The organism is Nocardioides turkmenicus (assembly GCF_011045035.1).
Taxonomy (GTDB): domain Bacteria; phylum Actinomycetota; class Actinomycetes; order Propionibacteriales; family Nocardioidaceae; genus Nocardioides; species Nocardioides turkmenicus.
Window position 1 is genome coordinate 1 of sequence record NZ_JAALAA010000015.1, and the last position, 18,969, is coordinate 18,969.

Consider the following 18,969-nt stretch of genomic DNA (forward strand, 5'->3'; position numbering starts at 1 on the left):
AGCTGTGTATAAGAGACAGCGCTCGCCACGACCCGTACCGACCCGACGGAGAAGCCATGACCTCACCGACCCGCCGCGAGCACGACCTGCTCGGCGATCTCGACGTCCCCGCGGAGGCGTACTGGGGCGTCCACACCGCGCGCGCCCGCGCCAACTTCCCCATCACCGGCACCACGATCGGCACCTATCCGCACCTGGTGAACGCGCTTGCCGCGGTCAAGGAGGCAGCCGCGCTCGCCAACCTCGAGCTCGGCCTCCTCGACCAGGAGCGTGCCGGGGCCATCGTGGCCGCGTGCCAGGAGATCCGCGCCGGTGAGCTGCACGACCAGTTCGTGGTCGACGTGATCCAGGGTGGCGCCGGCACCTCGACCAACATGAACGCCAACGAGGTCATCGCCAACCGAGCCCTCGAGCTGCTCGGTCATGACAAGGGCAGCTACGGCGAGCTCCACCCGAACGAGCACGTCAACCTCAGCCAGTCGACCAACGACGCCTATCCCACCGCCGTCAACATCGCGACCATCGTCGCGGTCGGCGCGCTGGCCGACGCCATGCGCGTCCTCGAGGAGGCCTTCGCCGCGAAGGCCGAGGAGTTCAGCGGGATCCTCAAGATGGGACGTACGCAGCTCCAGGATGCCGTGCCGATGACGGTCGGCCAGGAGTTCCGCACCTACGCGGTGATGCTGGGGGAGGACCGGCTCCGGCTGCAGGAGGCCGTCACGCTCCTGCACGAGATCAACCTGGGCGCGACCGCGATCGGCACCGGGCTCAACGCCCCGGCCGGCTACGCCGAGATCGCCCGGCGTCGCCTGGAAGAGATCACCGGCCTGCCGCTGGTCACCGCACCGGACCTGATCGAGGCGACCCAGGACTGCGGGGCCTTCGTCCACCTCTCCGGCGTGCTCAAGCGGGTCGCGGTCAAGGTGTCCAAGACCTGCAACGACCTGCGGCTGCTCTCCTCCGGGCCACGAGCCGGGCTCGGCGAGATCAACCTGCCGCCGATGCAGGCGGGGTCCTCGATCATGCCGGGCAAGGTCAACCCGGTCATCCCGGAGGTCGTCAACCAGGTCGCGTTCGAGGTCATCGGCAACGACGTCACGGTCACCATGGCCGCCGAGGCGGGCCAGCTCCAGCTCAACGCGTTCGAGCCGGTGATCCTGCACTCGCTGGTCGGCAGCATCACCCACCTGGCGGCCGCATGCCGCGTGCTCGCGGAGCGCTGCGTACGCGGCATCACCGTCAACGGCGACCTGACCCGCGCCCAGGTCGAGCACTCCATCGGGCTCGTCACCGCGCTCAACCCCGAGATCGGGTACGTCGCCGCGACCGAGATCGCCCGCGAGGCGCTGCGCAGCGGTCGAGGGGTCGCCGAGCTGATCCTCGAGCGTGGCCTGGTCTCACCCGAGCGGCTCGCCCACCTGCTCCGCCCCGAGCAGCTCGCCCACCCCGGCACGGCGGACCGCGGGCCTGTGGTGCCCGAGGACACGCTGGACTCGACCGAGTAGGCCTGGGCGCGGGCGAGTCCGGCCCGTCAACCACCCAGCCGCTCGTGAACGAGGAGCGTCGCGAGAGCGGCTTCGACGATCTCGAGCAGCCTGTCGCGACCCACTCCCTGGTTGGACTGCGTCGACAGCCCGTGCCACAGCGTCTGCACGAGCGCAGCGAGCGTCGACGGCGCGATGTCGATCCGTAGCCGACTCTCGTCGCGTTCCTGCTCGATGCGCTCCCGGAGCAGCCGCTCGTTGGAGGCGTGCAGCTCGCTCGCGTACGCGCGGATGTCGATGGTGTCGGGGGTGTCCGTCATCGCCGCGCTGCTGATCAGGCACCCCGGATGATGTGCGCTCGGCTGGGTGAACTCCTCCACGGATCGACGGAGGAGCTGACCGAGGACGTCGCCGAGCTCGGGCTCGGCACACGCCTCGATGTAGATGGTCCGGTATCGCTCAGCGTAGGTGCGGACGGCCTCCTCGAACAGGCCGGCCTTGCTGCCGAACGCGGCATACATGCTCGACGTGGACATGCCGAGCGCCGAGCTGAGCGCTCGCGTGGTCGTGCCGGAGTAGCCCCGGCTCCAGAAGAGGCGTGCAGCCGCCAGCAGGGCGTCGTCGCGGTCGAACGCCCGCGGGCGTCCGACGGGGCGAGAGGTCATGGCTTGAATTGTAGAGCGTCCGTTTCATAATAGGAGTTATGGAGCGTACGTTTCAGAAATCGATCACCACCGGCGACGGCGCCTCGATCACGGTCGACGTGTACGGCGACGCCGGCAGCCCCGGGCTGCTGGTCTTTCCCGGAGTCATGAGCGATGCCTGGGGATGGCGGCACGTGGCCCGGGCGACGACCGCGTGGCCGTCGGTCGCGATCGTCAACCGGCGAGGCCGCGCCCCGTCGGGCCCGCTCGGCGCCGACTACTCGATCCGGACCGAGGTTGAGGATCTGAAGGCGGTGATCGAGGAGCTCGGCGAACCGAGCGTCCTCTTCGGCTGGAGCTATGGCGGCCTCGTCGCCCTTCTGCTCGCCTCCGAGCGGCCGGTGGACCACGTCATCGCGTACGAGCCGGTCGCGCCCGGGTTCGGTGCTGACGCGCTGCCGGCGCTGCGGGAGGCGGACGAGGCCGGCGACCGGGACCGCAGCGTCGAGATCGTCAACCGGAAGATCTCGGGGTTCTCGGCGGAGTACGTCGAGGCTCTGCGGTCCGACCGTGGTGCGTGGGACATGTTGTGCCGGCTCAGCGAACCCGTGCATGCCGAGCTCCGTGCTCTCTCCCAGGCAGAGGTGCCGGAGGCGTTCGGCTCGCACGCCGGCCTGGTCGACCTCATCGTCGGCGAGGACAACATCGGCGTCGCCCCGTACGGAACATCGTTCGAGCAGGTCCGAGCGAGGATCCCGCGGGCCGGCGTCCATCGTCTTCCTGGGCAGGGCCACCTCGCCCACGTCGGCGGGCCGGAGGCTCTCGGCAAGATGCTCGACTCCCTCGCCCGCGTCGGCAAGGGCTAGCCTGCAGAGCATGCGAGGCAGCGTCATCGTCCTGACCGGTCCGCCGGGTGCGGGCAAGTCGACCACCGCCCGAGTCCTGGCCGAAGGGTTTGACAAGGCTGTGCACCTGCACACCGACGACTTCTGGCACTTCATCGTGTCGGGCATGATCCCGCCGTATCTCCCCGAGTCCGACGAGCAGAACCAGACCGTGGTCCGGGTGATCGCCGACGCTGCCTACGGGTACGCCGAGGGTGGGTTCACGGTGGTCGTCGACGGGATCGTGGGGCCATGGATGCTGGACCACTACCGCACCGGTCTCGAGGAGCACCCCGGGCTGTCCGTCCACTACCTGGTGCTGCGCCCGGATCGCGAGGAGACATTGCGCCGGGCGCAGGGGAGGAGCGGACCGGACGCGCTGGTCGAGGAGGGGCCGGTGCTGCAGCTCTGGGACCAGTTCGCGAACCTGGGTGAGCTGGAGCGCCACGTGATCGACACCAGCCGCCACTCACCCGATGACACGCTCGAGGCGGTGACCGACGCTGTGGCGAACAGCAGGTTCGTCATCTAGGGCGACTCGACGCCCTGGTGTCGACCTATGAGGCGCTCGTGACTCCTGCCTCGACGACTGCGCTGATCGCGTCCCTCGAGGCCACGAGCGCTGCGATCGAGGCTTCGATGCGCGCCTGCTCGTGCTTGAGGTCTTCGATGGTTTGGGCGCAGATCGGGGCGAGGTGGCCCGCGCGTTCGGTCAGGCACGGCAGCACGGTGCGGATGGTCGCGGTGCTCAGGCCGGCGTCGAGCAGCTGACGGATGCGCCGTGCCACCTCGACGTCGGTAGGGGAGTAGTCGCGGTAGCCGGACGAGCTCCGCGCGGGCACGAGCAGATCCTGCTCCTCGTAGTAGCGCAGCAGACGGGCCGGGATGCCCGTGCGGTCACTCACCTCGGAGATACGCATGTGAGCGGCGTCTCCTTTCGTCGGCTTGCCTTCACCTCGATGTGAAGGTTGAGCCTAGCAAGGTGACTTCTCATCCTTCATCTGCCGTCGCTTCGCGCAGCCGGTCAGCCGTCGTCCTGGCCGGCTTCGTCGTCCTGGTCTTCTGCACCGGCACTGCCGAGTACCTTGTGGCGGGCGTGCTGCCCCAGCTCGCCGCCGACTTCTCGATCTCGACCGCCACGGCCGGCCAGACGGTGACCGCCTACGCCCTCGGTGTCGCTGTCGGGGGACCGGTCGTCACCGTCCTCACCGCCCGGTTGCCGCGCAAGGGCCTGGCACTGTCCCTGGGTCTGCTGTTCATCATCGGCACCGTCGTGACCGCACTTGCCCCGACGTACGCGTGGGTGATCGTCGGACGGGTGGTCTCGGCGAGCAGTCAGGCGACGTTGTTCGCCATCGGGTTGACCACATCGAGCGCGGTGCTGGGACCGGCGAAGCAGGGCCAGGCCATCGCGATCGTCGGTTCTGGGCTGACTGTTGCGACCGTGCTCGGCGTGCCGCTGGGGGCTCTGCTCGGTGGGAACACCAGCTGGCGGATCCCGTTCGCGATGGTCACGGTTTTGGCGGTCGTCGGGATCGTGCTCCTGGCTTGGGCGATGCCCCGAACCCCGGCTCCCGCGACCGGTGTGGGCGATGAGATCCGTACGCTTCTGCGTGGACCGATCCTGCTGGCGGTCGCGACCACGGTGATCGGGTTCGCGGGCGTGAGCATCGTCTTCACCTATCTCGTCCCTCTGCTGGCGGAGGTGACCGGAATGGCCGCCGCCATGATCCCGGTTCTCCTGCTGGTCTACGGTGCGGGCGGGTTCGTCGGGAATCTGGTTGCCGGGCGACTGGCAGACCTGTCCCTGGGCCGGACGCTCGCCGGCATCTTCCTCGCCCTGATCGCGACCTTGGCGGCGGTTCCCGTCGCAGCCCCGTACACCGTGCCGATGGTCGTCCTCGTCCTCCTCCTCGGTCTTGTCTCCACTGCCACGATCGCACCGCTGCAATCGCTGGTCATGCGTCACGCGGGGGCTGCGCCGACCCTGTCACTGGCCGTGAACGTGGGAGCGTTCAATCTCGCCAACGCGATCGGGTCGGCCCTGGGTGGTGTCGGCGTCGCCGCCGGGCTGCTGCGTTGGGGTGGTCTCGGTGGAGCCACCTTCGCCGCACTCGGTCTGCTCCTGACCGCCGTCGCGCTGCGTGCCACTCCGCGGCCGGTGGCCGACACCCGCGAAACGTCCGCGGTGCCCAGCCGGTGAAGCCCAGCCGAAGACGGTGGCTCCGATGACCGCCCCGCAAGCATCACGCCGTTGCGCCGTTCAGGCCGAACGGGAACGTGTGAGCTGTCGGGGCGGTCGGAGCCGTCATGGCGTCGCGAGCGCCTCGGTGGGGGAGAGCCGCGCGGCCCGGGCGGCGGGGTAGAGGCCGGCCACACAGCCCACCAGCAGGGTGGCGCCGAGCCCACCGCCCAGGGCCCAGGGCGGGACCACCGGTGCCCAGTCCTGCGTCAGGGCATAGATCACGGTGACGGCCCCGCCGATGGCCACCCCCGCGAGCCCGCCGAGCAGGGAGAGCATCAGCGACTCGGTCAGGAACTGGGAGCGGATCTGGCCTCGGGTCGCGCCCAGGGAGCGACGCAGCCCGATCTCGGCACGTCGCTCCAGCACCGAGATCACCATGGTGTTGGCGACGCCGACCCCGCCGACGACCAGCGCGACCGCGCCGATGCCGAGGAGCAGGGCGGTGAAGGCCTGGTCGGCCGCCTGCTGTGCCTCGAGCGCGTCGGAGGGCTGGGCGACGTCGACCTCGCCGGGGGCCTCCGGGTTGGCGGTGGCACCGAGCACCGCTTGCACCGACTCCACCTGCTCGGGCAGCGCCCGGGCGTAGAGGGTGGTGGCGTGCCCGTCGAAACCCAACACCTCCTGGGCGACGGGCCAGCCGATCAGGGCGGCGGTGTCGATCTCCGGCACCAGCGGTGAGGGTTCCAGGATCCCGACGACGGTGAACCAGCGTCCGCCGATGAGGATCTCGATCTCCGGGCTCGGCGAGCTCACCCCCAGCCGCTCCGCGGCCGCCGCGCCCAGCACCACCGCCGGATACTGCGCGGTCGAGTTGTTCAGCCAGGTGCCGTGGGCGAGCTGGGTGGCGGTGGTCTCGAGGAGGTCGGTCCGGGCTGCGTACGCGGCGATCCCCTTGGTCTCGGCAGCCGGGGTCTTGTCGGATCGGTAGACCTTGGCGTCCGGCACGATCCCGATGGCGGAGACGTCCGTGACCGGGCCGATCCGGCCGACCATCGACTCCGCCGACAGGGGCAGCACCGCCTGCTCGCCCATCATCGTGGTGCCGTTCTGCGCGCTGAGCAGGTTGGTGCCGAGCGCGTCGAGCTGGGCGTCGAGCTCGGCCCGCGAGGACGAGGAGATGCCCACGACCGCGATCATCGCTGCGATGCCGATCGCGATCCCCAGGGAAGAGAGGAAGACACGCATCGGGCGGGTGTGCAGCCCTGCGGCGCCCACCCGCAGACGGTCGCCGGTGCTGAGCCGCCTGGGTGCCAACGTACTCATCGACGACCACCCACCAGGGTGGAGCTGTCCGAGACGATCCGGCCGTCACGGATGCTGACCTGCCGGGGCAGCGACCGGGCGATGTCGCTGTCGTGGGTGATGATCACGACGGTCGTGCCGTCGCGGTGGAGGTCGCCGAGCAGCTCCATCACACCGGCGCCGGACACCGAGTCCAGGGCGCCGGTCGGTTCGTCGGCGAGCAGGAGCGCAGGCCCACCGGCGACCGCCCGGGCGATCGCGACCCGCTGCTTCTCGCCACCGGAGAGCTCGTGCGTCCGGTGCTTCAGCCGGTGACCGAGCCCGACCCTGGTCAGCGCCTTCGAGGCCAGCTCGCGGCGTTCGGTACGTCGCCGGCCGCTGTAGAGCAGGCCGTCGGCGACGTTGTCGAGCGCGGTCGTCCCCGGGGCGAGGTGGAACTGCTGGAAGACGAAGCCGATCCGGCTCGCCCGCAGCGCCGAGAGCTGGGCATCGTCGAGCGCGCCGACATCGTGCCCGGCGATCCGCACCTGGCCGGAGGTGGGCCGGTCCAGCGTGCCGAGGATGTGCAGCAGCGTCGACTTGCCCGAGCCGGACGGGCCGACGATGCCGACCAGCTCACCGGCATCGATCCGGATGCCGGCACCGTCCAGGGCGCGCACGCCGCCGGCGTACGTCTTGTGCACGTCGGTCAGCTCGATCATCGGCTCACTCACCCGGCACCCCTACGACGGTCCCCTCGGTGACGCCCTCGCCGGAGATCTCGACCCGTCCGCCGGAGAAGAGGCCGGTCTCGACCGGGACGTACTCGGTGGTGCTGCCATCGACGACCTCGACGCCGAACCCGCCCTCCGCGAGGGCGACGAGCGCGGCGACCGGGACGGTGAGCACGTCCTTGCGCTCGCCTGCGGTGAAGGTGACGTCGACGGCGGCGGCGTCGTAGGCCGCCGCGGCCTCGCGGCCCTTCTTCTCGGTCAGCACCGCCACCACCTCGAGCGTGGTGGTGGCCTCGCCGTCGCCTCCGGAGCCCGAGTCCTCGGACACCTTGGTCGTGGCGTCGGTGATCTTTCCTGCTGCTGCGGTGCCGTCGGGAAGGGTCACCTCGACGGCGGCGCCGACCTCGGCCATCCGCCGGTCGGCGGGGTCGAGGGTGACGGTCACCGACGGCACCGTGTCGGTCACCGACAGCACCGGACCGCCGTTCCCGGCCTGGTCGCCCAGGCTGGCGGTGAGACTGCCGATCCGCACCGCGGTGGGCTGGACGACGACATCGTTCGTCCGGACGGTCCCGGTCTCCTCGACCCCGAGGTCCTCCTGCCACTCCGCGACCGCGGCCGCGGTCGCGTCGGTGTAGTCATGGTCGATGTCGAAGCCGCGATAGCCCAGCTCCCAGAGGTTCTTCTCCAGCTGCTTCACGTCTGTGCCCTCGGCGCCGGAGGCGAGGTCGCGCCACGCCGGGACGGTGCCGTAGACGAGGGGCACCGGGGTGGCGTCGACCTCGAAGAGGGGTTCGCCGCGGCGTACGACCTCGCCTTCCTCGGGGAGCGCCGTGACGGTGCCGGGCTTGCGGGAGGCGATCGGGACGAGGGCGCCGTAGCCGAGCGTGCCGCCCTCGGTGACCTCGTCCGTGAGGGTGCCTCGGGTGACCTCGGCCTTCGCGGGTGGGAGCGTGTCGGGGGTGTCGGAGGTGCCGGCGCGGTCGGCGTAGGCGTAGGCCGCGGCAGCCGTCCCGGCGACGGCGAGGGCGGCGAGGCCGACCCCGGCGATCTTGGCGGCGCGGCGCGGGCGTGCCGGTGGCTCGGTGGTCTTTCCGGGCTCAGCGCTCCCGGCCGGTTCGACGCGGACAGGTACGTCGTCGATCTCGGTCACGAGTCCTGCCCCTCCTGCGCCTGGGAGCGAGCGCTCTCCATGATGTCGCGGCAGGCCTCCTGGGCCGCCTCGAACTGCGGGTCCTCGCCGATCTCCGGGGTGATCTGCATCCCCATCTGGCCGGGGTCGGGGTCGGGGAAGTCCTCGACGCCGTTCTCCCGCATGCACTCGGCCATCTCCAGCATCGCCTCGCGCATCTCGGGGTTGTCGGCGCCCATCTGGCCCTGCGGGGCGTACTCCTGGCACGCCTCCATCGCGGCCTGCACCGTCTCGCGGTCGACCTGCTGGCCGCCGCTACCGCCGAACTGGAGCCGGAGCCCCTCGCCCGGCGGCGGATCCTCCACGTCGAGTCCGTGCTCGCGCAGGCACTTGGTGAACTTCAGCATCTGCTCGCGGTCGCCGCCGCCGTCCTCACCGGCGGCCGCGCTGGCATCGGAGTCGGCGGTGCCGTCCCCGCCCGCAGACGCGATCCCGCCGGTGTCGTCACCACCGCAGGCGGTCAGGGTCAGGCCGAGCGCGAGCAGCGCGGCGGCGAATGTTCGGGTGAGCATGGTTTCTCCTCGAGTTCATGGTCGATGGCGCCGGCCCGGCGGGTGGCGTCCGGGCCGGCGGGCCCAGCCAACTCGTGGATGCGTTTCCAGGTGATCTGGCACGGGTTAACGTCGAGGAAATGCCGTACGCGGCAGGCTGACCCGTCCGGAGGGACCGGTCATGAGTTCGGTCATGAGTCAGAAGGAGTGAGGCGATGCGGGTGCTGGTGGTCGAGGACGAGCCACAGCTGGCGGAGTCCGTCGCCGAGTGGCTTCGCCAGCAGAGCCACGCTGTCGACGTCGCGCTCGACGGCGGCGAGGCGTTGAAGCGGGTCGGCGTCAACGAGTACGACGTGGTCGTCCTCGACCGCGACCTTCCGGTCGTCCACGGCGACCAGGTCTGTCACCAGATCGTGGGGTCCGACTCCGGTGCCAGGGTCCTGATGCTGACCGCCGCGGCCGACGTCACCCAGCGGGTCTCCGGGCTCGCCCTGGGCGCCGACGACTACCTGACGAAGCCGTTCGCGTTCCCCGAGCTCGCCGCCCGGGTGCTGGCCCTCGGGCGGCGCTCGCGTCAGGCGGTGCCGCCGGTCCTGCGCCACGGCGATCTGACGCTCGATCCCAGCCGCCGGGAGGTGTTTCGCAGCGGCCGCTACATCCCGCTCGCACGCAAGGAGTTCGGGGTCCTCGCCGAGCTGATGATGGCCGACGGCGCGACGGTCTCCGCCGAGCACCTGCTTGAGAAGGTGTGGGACGAGTACGCCGACCCGTTCACCAACGCCGTGCGGGTCACCCTGCACAAGCTGCGCCGCAAGCTCGGGGATCCGCCGTTGGTGGAGACGGTGACCGGCGTGGGGTACCGCCTCCGATGAGGATCCTGCCCAACCGGCTGAGCCTGCGAGCCCGGCTCACGCTCACCTACTCCGGTCTCTTCGTGCTCGCGGGCGGGCTGCTGCTGGCGGTGACGTACGGCCTCTTCGTCAACCAGCTCGGCTCCGGAAGCTCGGTGATCGTGAAGGGCACCCGGCTGACATCGCCTGACGACGGAGACCCGCTCCAGCGTCTGCTCGACTCCAGCTACGTGGAGACCCAGAACGGCGACGTCCTCACCGGGCCGCAGGCACGGGAGTGGATGCTCGCCCAGCGTGAGGCGCTGCAGAGCGCGGCCGCGGAGTCGCTGCTGATCCAGGGCGCGATCGCCCTGGCGGTCGTACTCGTCGTCGCCGGCGTTCTGGGGTGGTTCATCTCGGGGCGGGTGCTGGCCCCGCTCCATACCGTCACGGCCACCGCTCACCGGATCTCCGCGGCGCCCGCCGCCGACATGGGCCTGCGCGAGCGGATCGAGCTCGAGGGGCCCGACGACGAGGTCAAGGAGCTGGCCGACGCGTTCGACGCCATGGTCGGCCGCCTGGACCGGTCCTTCGCCGGCCAGCGCCGGTTCGTCGCCAACGCCTCCCACGAGCTGCGTACGCCGCTCACGGTCGGCCGTGCGATGGTGGAGCTGGCGATGCACCGGCCGGGAGCCTCGGAGGATCTGCGTACGCTCGGCCGCGATCTGCTCGCTCTCAACGCCCGCCACGAGGCACTCATCTCCGGCCTGCTGGACCTCGCCGGCGCCGAGAACGAGCCGATCGACCGCCAGCCCGTCGACCTCGCCGACATCGTCGAGCACGTCGCGGACCTCAGCGCGGCCGAGGCCGACGTGGCGGGTGTCGAGATCCGCCGGGTCGTCATCGAGACACCCACCTCCGGTGACGCCATCCTGCTCGAGCGGCTGGTCGCCAACCTGGTGGAGAACGGCATCCGGCACAACGTGCACGGCGGGTGGGTCGAGGCACGCTGCCTGGCCGCCGACGGGCACGCCGAGATCGTCGTGACCAACACAGGACCGGAAGTCGCGACGTACCAGGTCGCGGAGCTGTTCCAGCCGTTCCGCCGCCTCGACCACGACCGCATCGCGGTCGACCGTGGCGTGGGCCTCGGCCTCTCGATCGTCGAGGCGATCGCGCGGGCCCACGAGGGCTCGGTCACGGCGCAGCCACGGGACGGCGGGGGCCTGGTGGTGTCGGTACGGCTACCGAGTTAGCTGGTCCCCGCTCGTCCGCGTCAGCCGATGCTCCGGAGCTGGCGGATGGTGATCCCGGTGAAGCTCGCCGGCCCGCCGTCGGTGTAGAGCGAGATGCCGGTGTCGCCGTCGGTGAAGTGCACCTGCTGGGAGAGCACGGTGTGGCCGGCGTTGACGAACACCTCGACGCTCTGGGTGTCGACGAAGATCCGCAGGTGTACGGATCGCGCGCTGGCGTCGATCGGGGCCGCTGCCCGGGTGTAGGGCGCGAGTGAGTATCCGGTTAGGTCGGAGGGGGCCCGGTCGACGTAGATCTCGGCTCCGTACTTGCCGATGTTGGTGTGTCGTGTGCCGTCGGCTGAGCGTCCCACCGAGACACCGACGTTGGTGGCGGTGTCCCAGGAGATGTCGAGCTCGAGCTCGTAGGCCCGTCCGTTCCACGGGAGCACCAGGCTGCCGTCGACCGTGCGGTCTCCCAGGGTCGTGGTGGCTGACACGTAGTCCGAGAGTGTGCTCACCGGGCTGCTGAGCAGGGAGTACCACCCGCCCGGCTGCCGCTCGAGGCGCAGCTCGCGCACGATCGAGTTCTGTCCGTTGTAGCCGTCGGTGGCGTCCGTCGGTACGTCGCGTGCGGCGTACTTCCAGTTGTTCATCCAGGCGATGGCGAGGCGCTTGGTCTCCGGAGCGTCCACGGCGGGCCAGGTGACGGCGGCGTACCAGTCCCAGCCCCAGTCGAGCCACTGAGGGGTCAGGTCGTAGGCGATGAACTCATCGCCGTTCCAGGTGCCCATCCAGTAGGCGTACGTCATCGGCAGCCCGATGCTGTAGGCATCCATGCTCGCGCCGAGCACCCAGTGGCGGGTGCCGTCGTTCGCAGTCATCTCGAACAGGTCGGGGCACTCGATGCCACCGAGGGCGTGGTTCGGGTAGTCGAAGTTGCGCTTCAGGTGCCAGTCGATCAGGTTGGAGGAGGTGTAGAAGGCTGCGTACCGTGCCCGTCCGATCACGCACACCCACTCGCCCCGGGCTGTGTCCCAGTGGATCTTCGGGTCACGGAACCATTCGGCGTTCTCGATCTCGGCGGGCGTGCTCGCGGTGCGCCCATCGGTGTTGACGATCACCGGATCGGGCCGACGGGTGAAGGTGAAGCCGCCGTCGGTCGACCAGTAGAGATACTGCTCCTGGTACTTGCGGATACCGTCGGTGGGCTGCGTCGCGAGCGCGATGACGGCTCCGGCGCCGTAGCCTGCTGTGTTCGCCGTGTCGACCACGGCCGACCCCGACCAGACCGGGAAGTCGGGCTGAAGGGGCATCACGGTGCCGTGGTGGGTGAAGGCGACACCGTCTGTCGTTGTCGCGTGGTCCCATCCGCCGGGGCCGTTGTTCTGCGTCGAGTGCAGGTAGTAGAGCTGATAGGCGCCGCGGGTGACGACAGGACGCTGCGGGTCGCAGAGCCATCCCGTAGGCGGCGTCATGTGGTAGACCGCGCGAAGCGACGTCCGTGCGGCGTGTGCGGTGAGTGGTGAGCCGTGCACGGCGAAGAACGCGAGCGAGCTGACGCCGGCGCCTTGGAGCAGACGACGTCGTGAGATCGGGTGAGGCATGATGACTCCTTCGGTTCGGCCCGATGCGTCGGGCACGTCGGCTGTTGTCACGGTGCGGTTGCGGGCAGGTCGTGCAGAGCGTGAAGCGGGATCGAGGAAGCATCGGGAGCCGACTCTTCGCCCTCGACGTCGACAGCGGTGTACGCGATCGCTCCGGGGCGCTCGGTACCAACGGTCACGCCGATAGGCCCCCGGCCGAGTGGGACGAGGTTCGAGACACTCGCGTGCTCCCACGAGCGGAGATCGTCCGAGGCGTAGAAGTGCACCTGGTAGTAGAGGTGCCAGCGGCCGTGGTCGTAGACGAGTCCGTTGGGGTCGTTCATCCAGTTGCGTCGGGGGGTGAAGTGGAAGGTCGGCCTGGGTACGACCAGGGAGTCGGGCATCGCTCTCCTCAGATCGACTGTCGTGGGACGGACGGGCAGGTGACCCGCATCAGCTGCTCGTGGGTGGACGCCGTCTTGAGGCCGAGGAGCACCCGGACGCCGGCGGCGCCGAGGTCATAGTGCGGAAGCGCGACCGTCGACAGCGGCGGGCGCAGGTGGGCGGCGATGACGTCCTGGTTGTCGAATCCCATGACGGCGACGTCACCGGGAATGCTCAGCCCGTGCTCGCGCAGTCCGTCGTAGAGGCCCATCGCGACGCGGTCGTTGTGGCAGAACACCGCGGTCGCTTTCGACTCGACGATTCGGGGTGCGGTGGCGTACCCGCCCTCCTGGGCGGGTTCGGCCGGGAACACGAGTGATTCATCGAAGTCGATCCCGGCTGTCTCGAGCGCGCTGCGGTATCCGGCGAGGCGACCGCTCTGGGCTGGTGACGGCGACGTCGTGTTGATGAAGGCGATCCGGCGGTGACCTGCGGCCAGCAGCGCCTCGGTCGCCGTCCGGCCGCCCTGCTCCTCGTCCGGCACGACGGCAGGTAGCCCGCTGTTCTCGGCGAAGCAGTCGACGAGCACCGTGTCGGTCTGGTGCAGCAGCTCGGGAACGACGATCTCGCGGTGGTACCAGGTCGAGTAGAGGATGCCCTGCACCTGGTGCTCGAGCATCATCGCGATGGCCTCGTTCTCGGCTGCTTCGTTGCCGTCGGTGTTGGCGACGAGCAGCACGTAGCCGTGCGCCCAGGCCTCGTCCTGTGCCCCATGGATGATCTGGCCGGCGAACGGGGTGGTCGCGATCGCGTCCGCGACCAGGCCGATGAATCGTGAGCCTCCACGTGACAAGGTCTTGGCCAGGGCGTTGGGCCGGTAGCCGAGTGCCGCGACGGCCTCCTGCACTCTGCGCCTGGCGTCATCGCCGATACGTGCCCCGGGCTTGTTGTTGACGACGTGGGAGACGGTCGCGACCGATACGCCAGCGGCCTTGGCGACGTCCCTCATCGTGACGCTCGAGCCGAGCTTGTCGGATTCGGGCTTGTCGGGTTCTGGGCGGTTCATCCCTTGGTCGCTCCGCTCTCGAGGCCCTGAATCATCGCCTTGTTCAGGACGAGGAAGACCAGCAGCAGCGGCGTCACGGTCACGCAGACGGCTGCGAACGTGGCTGTCCAGTCGGTGTTGCCCATGGCGCCGATGTAGTTCTGCAGACCGAGCGGGATCGTCTTGAGCCCGTCGGAGAGCACGAAGGTGTTCGCGAAGATGAAGTCGTTCCAGATGAAGATGCTGTTCACGAGGACGACCGTAATGATCGTGTTCGTGGAAAGCGGGAAGGTGATCTGCGCGAAGATCCGGTACGGCCCGGCACCGTCGAGCGACGCGGCCTCGTAGAGCTCGCGGGGGATGTACTCGTAGAACGACGAGAACAGGTAGACGGCCATCGGGAGCGAGAACGCGGCCAGCGGGATGATCATCGACAGATGGGTGTCGAGGAGCCCGATCTGGGAGTAGTCGATGAACAGCGGAACGAGCGCGATCTGCACCGGGACGACGATGCCGAGCAGGAACAACGATCGTACGGCCCCGCTGAACCGGAACCCGAGCACCTGCAGGGCGTACGCGGCCATCATCCCCGCGACGACGATCAGCAGGCTCGCGCCGGCGGTGACGATGAAGCTGTTGAGGATGTTCAGCCACAGGTTGCCGGTCGCGAAGGCTCGCGAGTAGTTGTCGAGGGTGTAGTCGGAAGGCAGTGCGAACGGGCTGCCACTGGTGAAGTCGGCGGCGGTGCGAAAACTGGTCAGGAAGAGCCACAGCAGGGGATAGACCTGCACGATGACGATGAGCGCGATCGTGATCGTGAGCAGGGCGCGTTGCGCTCGGAGTCGTGGAGGTCGAGCCGGAGCGTGGTGCTTGGGCGGGTTCGGCACGGTCGTCTCCGGCGGTCGGGTGAGCACGGGGGTGGTCACGAGTCGTCCCTTCGGCGAAGCAGCAGGTAGATGAGGCCGACCGCGACCAGACACTCGACGACGATGAAGACGGAGATCGCGCTGGCGTAGCCGTAGTCGGTGTGTACGAAGGCGGTCTTGTACATGTAGGTCGTGAGCAGCTCGGAGGACTGACCAGGGCCGCCGTTGGTCAGCAGGTAGGGGATGTCGAAGCCGCGCAGCGCGAAGGTGGTCGCCATGACCGTGGTCGTGATCCACACCGGCCGGATGTAGGGGAACCTGATACGCCAGAACGTCTGCCACCAGGAGGCGCCGTCGAGTCGCGCCGCCTCCTCGAGCTCGCGGGGCACAGCGATCAGTGCTGCGTACACGATGAGCATGTAGAGGCCGGTGAAACGCCAGCCCTCGGGTACGGAGACGGCCGCGAGGACCGTGTCCACGTTCGAGAGCCAGGCGGTCTGGGCGCCGTCGAGGCCGACCCAGGCGAGCAGCTGGTTGAGGGGGCCGACCGGGTCGAGGGAGTAGATCCGCTGGAAGAGGAACGCGATCGCGACGGTCGAGATGATGGCGGGGAGCAGGTAGAGCGTCTTCACCAGCTCCCGGGCCCGGGGGAGCGCGGTCAGCAGAGCTGCGACGGCGAGGGCGCCGCCGAGCTGCAGCACGAGGCAGATCGCCAGGTATCCGAGCGCGTTGCCGAAGGCCGTCCAGAAGACGTCGTCGCGGGCGAACATCTTGGCGTAGTTGTCGAGGCCGACGAACGTCATGTCCGTGATGCCGTCCCAGCTGAACAGGCTGAGGAACAGCGACTGCACGATCGGCAGCAGCACCGCGACGCCGTACAGCAGCAGCGGCGGGACCAGGAAGATCGCGACCGACAGTCCGGAGCGGCGCGGAAGCATCGACGGCGCCGGGCTCCGGCGTCGGCGCTGACCCACGCGGCCCGCGCCGAGCCCGGTCTGTGCGAGCTCAGCCATCGCTGTTCTCCGCCAGCGCTGCGTCCATCGTCTCGATGAACTCGTCCGGCTCGATGTCTCCCTGGACGAGCAGCGTCAGCTCCTGCTGCAGTCGTGTGTTCGTGGCCGGGTCGAGCTGGGTGTCCCAGGGCATCGCACTGTCCGCGCCGACCTCGTCGGCCTGCTTCACGGCCTTGGCGTAGAGCTCGGTCGCGTTGTCGGGGATCGAGGTCTCGACGTTCGTGGTGGGAGAGAGTGCCCCGGTCGCCGCGTACACCTCCGGGTAGCGCTCGAGCGCGTAGGCGAGGAAGTCACGCACCAGCGGGTCATAGGTCTGAGCGTTGACCGCCATGCCGATGCCCGAGGGAGTGACGTACGCGTTGTCGTCGGTGACTGCACCGTCGACCGTCGGCAGAGTGAAGTAGTCGACCGATTCGCGCACTGCCGGGTCGAGGGCGTCCGTTGCCAGATTCGCGAGCTCCCAGGTGCCGATGTTGTAGATCGCGGCCTTCCCCGAGGTGAAAAGGCCCTGCGCGTCTGCGTAGCCGGTCGAGGAGAAGTCCTCCTGGAAGCATCCGGCCCGGCCCAGCTCGTAGAGCCACTCGGCTGCGGCTCGGCCGGCGGGATCGGCGAACTTCGCCTCGCCGTTCTTGAGGTCCTGGACGTACTCCGGGCCAGCCATCCGGAAGGGGTAGTAGGCCAGGTAGCGTTCCAGCGGCCACTGGTCCTGCCCGTCGAGGGCGATCGGAGTGACACCTGCGGCTCGCAGGTCCTTGCACAGCTGGGGGAAGTCGCCGAGCGTCTTGGGGATCTCGACGTTCGCGCGTTCGAGGAGCGCGGAATTGTACCAGAAGAACTCGAGCTGGAACTCGAACGGCACCATGTAGAGCTCGCCGTCGTCGAAGCGCTGGTAGTTCAGCGCTGCCTCGCGATAGTCGTCGGCGAGGCCGAGGTCCTTCAGGAGCAGGTCGACGTCGAGCATGCGGCCCTGATCGGCGAGCTTCTGGGCGAACGGTGTCGCATCGGTGTCGAACAGCTCGGGCAGCTTGTTCGCCGCGGCGAGCGTCTCGTACTTCTGGATGTAGGAGGGACGGTCGGGGGTCGTGATCAGGTTGAGGGAGAACCCCGGGTGGTCCTTGGCGTACTCCTCGGCGATCTGCTCCATCGCCGTGATCACCCCGCCATCGGCTGGGCGCGAGAGCAGCCAGGAGATCTCGCGAGCCTCGATCTTGCCCTCGGGATCGATGTCGGTCGGGTCGGCGCTGCCAGCTGTGCCCGAGCAACTGGTGAGCGCGAGTGCGGCGGCGGTCAGGGCGGCACCTAGGGCCGTCTTGGGGATCGTGATGGGCATCGTTGTCTCCGTTGACTTGGTCGGAAGGGGCGAGTCGGCCCGGGGCCGAGGGGAGAAGAGGATCAGCTCGCGGCAGCGATCAGATCGTGGGTCGAGACGGTGGGCTCAGGGCTGCGCTCGGCACGGGCGAACACGGAGAAGGCGTCGACCGTGACCGTGCCCTCGCCGACGAAGAAGCCCAGATGACCCTTGGGTCGGTCGTAGATCCGGGTGCTCAGCACTGTCGCGTCATCGAGCGTGGCCACGCAGAGATCGCCGTCGACGATGACCTCCAGCTCGTGCATCCCGGGTTCGATCCGGCAGGGACGTTCCAGTTCGATCGCGAACGGTACGTCGCCGGAGATCTGCCACTGCTCGGTGCCCGTGCTCCGACGCGGCCAGCGGTCGAGGACGAGACGGCCACGCCTCGGTTCGAGACGGAGCACGTACGACTCGTCCCCGTCGGCACTCGCGCGCAGCAGCAGACCGCACTCGGTCGTGCCGTCGGCAATGTCGAACCTGACAACCGCCCGGAACGTGCTGGGGGCCTCGACGGGGGTCATCTCGACCGCGTAGCCGTCAGGGACGTTCAGGACGGTCCCCGCACCGATCCCGGCACCATGGATCTCGGCGTCGAACGTCTCGCGGAGCGCAGAGGTCGGGTGGAACGCAAGAGTTCCGTCCGTGCGCTGGGTGGCCTCGAGGACCGACATCGTGCCTGCCCACTGCCATGCACCATCGTCGCTGGCACCCTCTCGTGAGGCGATCCAGCCGAAGAAGTAGCGGCGACCGTCGCGGCTTGCCGACTTGGCGGCGTAGAACGCACGCCCGTCGAGGGTGTCGTGCTCGGGGACGACCCACGGGCCGTGCTGGCTGCGCGACATCCGGTAGCGGGTGGTGAACGCGTCGCTGAACTCCGAGAAGACGAGATACCACCACTCGCCCCACTGGAAGACCTCGGGGCACTCCATCGCTACGTACCGCTGCGGGTCCCAGAAGGCTTCGGCCGGCTCCCAGTGCGCCAGGTCCCGCGAGAGACACTGCGCGATCACGCCACGTCGTCGCGCCGGCCCCGTCGCGTGGCGAGCGGTGATGAGCATCCGCCACAGCTGTGCCTCCTCGTCCCAGTAGACGAAGGGGTCGCGCCAGTCGCCGGTCTCGTAGCCGTCCGTGGCGCCGAACGTATCGACCGGATGGCGCTGCCAGGTCTGCATGCCGTCGTGGCTCGTGGCGTGCATGACGAGCTGCAGCGGCCGGCCATCCCTGCCGGTGTTGGCGGGGTTCTGGCCGGTGTAGAAGGCGTGGTGGGCGCCATCAGGGCCGAGCACGATGCTGCCGGTGTAGATATTGAAGTCGTCGGCTGAGGGGCCGCTCGATGCGATGGCTTCGCCGCGCTCGTGAAACCCGACCAGATCGTCCGTCACCACTCGGTGCCACGGCATGCCCGCGGCCGGGGTCAGTCGAGTCTCGTGCAGGTAGAAGAGGTGGAAGGACCCATCCTCTTGCCACGGGATGACATCGCCCACCCATGCCCCCTGTGGTCGGTAGAACCCCTGCTGACTCATGGCACCTCATCTGTTGGTTAACCGGTTACGCAGGAATCGTAGGTGTGACCTGTCTCACTGGTCAAGCGGTTAACCAACATGTTTTGCTGAATCAAAGCACGACGCGAAGCAACCGCTCCGCGCCGCGTGGACCGGTAGACCGACGCGGACTACCCGGCGATCGCCAGGGCGTGGAAGCAGCGTCTCCTCGTCCTAGAGCCGACCGAACCGATCCCGTTCCGCAAGCAGAACTTCGGCGACCACG

Annotated in this window: 19 protein-coding genes; 6 read left to right on the top strand and 13 right to left on the bottom strand. The window is 69.1% G+C overall.

Annotation, left to right across the window (positions count from 1 at the left end; genetic code table 11):
• The first annotated feature begins 56 nt into the window (after window positions 1–56).
• Complete coding sequence (aspA, locus tag G5C66_RS17310) at window positions 57–1,505, top strand: aspartate ammonia-lyase (RefSeq protein ID WP_165112215.1); 1,449 nt, start codon at window positions 57–59, stop codon at window positions 1,503–1,505.
• Window positions 1,506–1,531: 26 nt separating this feature from the next.
• On the opposite strand, the gene G5C66_RS17315 is transcribed toward aspA, so the two are convergent.
• Window positions 1,532–2,149 carry a TetR/AcrR family transcriptional regulator gene (locus G5C66_RS17315; RefSeq protein WP_165112216.1) on the bottom strand — a complete coding sequence of 206 codons (618 nt, stop codon included), beginning with the start codon at window positions 2,147–2,149 and terminating at the stop codon, window positions 1,532–1,534.
• 38 nt (window positions 2,150–2,187) lie between these two features.
• Between G5C66_RS17315 and G5C66_RS17320 the strand changes: the two genes are divergently transcribed.
• Both G5C66_RS17320 and G5C66_RS17325 read left to right on the top strand, forming a co-directional pair.
• Window positions 2,188–2,994, top strand: a complete 807-nt coding sequence (locus tag G5C66_RS17320; RefSeq protein ID WP_165112217.1) for an alpha/beta fold hydrolase — start codon at window positions 2,188–2,190, stop codon at window positions 2,992–2,994.
• Window positions 2,995–3,004: 10 nt separating this feature from the next.
• On the top strand, window positions 3,005–3,544 hold the full coding sequence (locus G5C66_RS17325) for an AAA family ATPase (protein WP_165112218.1): 540 nt from the start codon (window positions 3,005–3,007) through the stop codon (window positions 3,542–3,544).
• Window positions 3,545–3,569: 25 nt separating this feature from the next.
• Here the strand turns inward: G5C66_RS17325 and G5C66_RS17330 are convergent, their stop codons facing one another.
• Window positions 3,570–3,932 carry a MerR family transcriptional regulator gene (locus G5C66_RS17330; RefSeq protein ID WP_165112219.1) on the bottom strand — a complete coding sequence of 121 codons (363 nt, stop codon included), beginning with the start codon at window positions 3,930–3,932 and terminating at the stop codon, window positions 3,570–3,572.
• A gap of 62 nt (window positions 3,933–3,994) precedes the next feature.
• On the opposite strand from G5C66_RS17330, the gene G5C66_RS17335 reads away from it, so the two are divergent.
• Window positions 3,995–5,215: an MFS transporter gene (locus G5C66_RS17335; RefSeq protein ID WP_338144213.1), complete on the top strand. Its 1,221-nt coding sequence runs from the start codon at window positions 3,995–3,997 to the stop codon at window positions 5,213–5,215.
• Window positions 5,216–5,320: 105 nt separating this feature from the next.
• Here G5C66_RS17335 and G5C66_RS17340 read toward each other — a convergent pair whose 3' ends face one another.
• The 4 genes from G5C66_RS17340 to G5C66_RS17355 are packed head-to-tail and all read right to left on the bottom strand — an operon-like array spanning window position 5,321 to window position 8,916.
• Window positions 5,321–6,520 carry an ABC transporter permease gene (locus G5C66_RS17340; RefSeq protein WP_165112220.1) on the bottom strand — a complete coding sequence of 400 codons (1,200 nt, stop codon included), beginning with the start codon at window positions 6,518–6,520 and terminating at the stop codon, window positions 5,321–5,323.
• Window positions 6,517–7,200 carry an ABC transporter ATP-binding protein gene (locus G5C66_RS17345; protein ID WP_165112324.1) on the bottom strand — a complete coding sequence of 228 codons (684 nt, stop codon included), beginning with the start codon at window positions 7,198–7,200 and terminating at the stop codon, window positions 6,517–6,519. The genes G5C66_RS17340 and G5C66_RS17345 overlap by 4 nt, the downstream gene beginning before the upstream one ends.
• A 4-nt stretch (window positions 7,201–7,204) precedes the next feature.
• Complete coding sequence (locus G5C66_RS26560; RefSeq protein ID WP_165112221.1) at window positions 7,205–8,365, bottom strand: peptidoglycan-binding protein; 1,161 nt, start codon at window positions 8,363–8,365, stop codon at window positions 7,205–7,207.
• On the bottom strand, window positions 8,362–8,916 hold the full coding sequence (locus G5C66_RS17355; protein ID WP_165112222.1) for a hypothetical protein: 555 nt from the start codon (window positions 8,914–8,916) through the stop codon (window positions 8,362–8,364). Before G5C66_RS17355 ends, G5C66_RS26560 begins: the two co-directional genes overlap by 4 nt.
• A gap of 194 nt (window positions 8,917–9,110) precedes the next feature.
• On the opposite strand from G5C66_RS17355, the gene G5C66_RS17360 reads away from it, so the two are divergent.
• Together G5C66_RS17360 and G5C66_RS17365 are read left to right on the top strand one after the other, a co-directional pair.
• Window positions 9,111–9,767 (top strand): response regulator transcription factor, encoded by a 657-nt coding sequence (locus G5C66_RS17360; protein WP_165112223.1) that lies wholly within the window; start codon window positions 9,111–9,113, stop codon window positions 9,765–9,767.
• Window positions 9,764–10,981 (top strand): sensor histidine kinase, encoded by a 1,218-nt coding sequence (locus G5C66_RS17365; protein WP_165112224.1) that lies wholly within the window; start codon window positions 9,764–9,766, stop codon window positions 10,979–10,981. The genes G5C66_RS17360 and G5C66_RS17365 overlap by 4 nt, the downstream gene beginning before the upstream one ends.
• Window positions 10,982–11,001: 20 nt before the next feature.
• Here G5C66_RS17365 and G5C66_RS17370 read toward each other — a convergent pair whose 3' ends face one another.
• From G5C66_RS17370 to G5C66_RS17400, 7 genes are all read right to left on the bottom strand, one after another.
• Window positions 11,002–12,564 (bottom strand): glycoside hydrolase family 32 protein, encoded by a 1,563-nt coding sequence (locus G5C66_RS17370; protein ID WP_165112225.1) that lies wholly within the window; start codon window positions 12,562–12,564, stop codon window positions 11,002–11,004.
• 47 nt (window positions 12,565–12,611) lie between these two features.
• Complete coding sequence (locus G5C66_RS17375; protein WP_165112226.1) at window positions 12,612–12,947, bottom strand: glycoside hydrolase family protein; 336 nt, start codon at window positions 12,945–12,947, stop codon at window positions 12,612–12,614.
• Window positions 12,948–12,955: 8 nt separating this feature from the next.
• Entirely contained in the window at window positions 12,956–13,993 is a 1,038-nt protein-coding gene (locus G5C66_RS17380) for a LacI family DNA-binding transcriptional regulator (RefSeq protein ID WP_165112227.1), read from the bottom strand.
• A complete protein-coding gene (locus tag G5C66_RS26905) occupies window positions 13,990–14,898 on the bottom strand; it encodes an ABC transporter permease subunit (RefSeq protein WP_206444234.1) in 909 nt (302 codons plus the stop codon). Before G5C66_RS26905 ends, G5C66_RS17380 begins: the two co-directional genes overlap by 4 nt.
• Entirely contained in the window at window positions 14,895–15,851 is a 957-nt protein-coding gene (locus G5C66_RS17390; RefSeq protein WP_206444235.1) for a carbohydrate ABC transporter permease, read from the bottom strand. Before G5C66_RS17390 ends, G5C66_RS26905 begins: the two co-directional genes overlap by 4 nt.
• Window positions 15,844–17,181, bottom strand: a complete 1,338-nt coding sequence (locus G5C66_RS17395) for an ABC transporter substrate-binding protein (protein ID WP_165112228.1) — start codon at window positions 17,179–17,181, stop codon at window positions 15,844–15,846. The genes G5C66_RS17390 and G5C66_RS17395 overlap by 8 nt, the downstream gene beginning before the upstream one ends.
• Before the next feature lie 62 nt (window positions 17,182–17,243).
• Window positions 17,244–18,725 (bottom strand): glycoside hydrolase family 32 protein, encoded by a 1,482-nt coding sequence (locus tag G5C66_RS17400; protein ID WP_165112229.1) that lies wholly within the window; start codon window positions 18,723–18,725, stop codon window positions 17,244–17,246.
• Window positions 18,726–18,969: the final 244 nt, after the last annotated feature.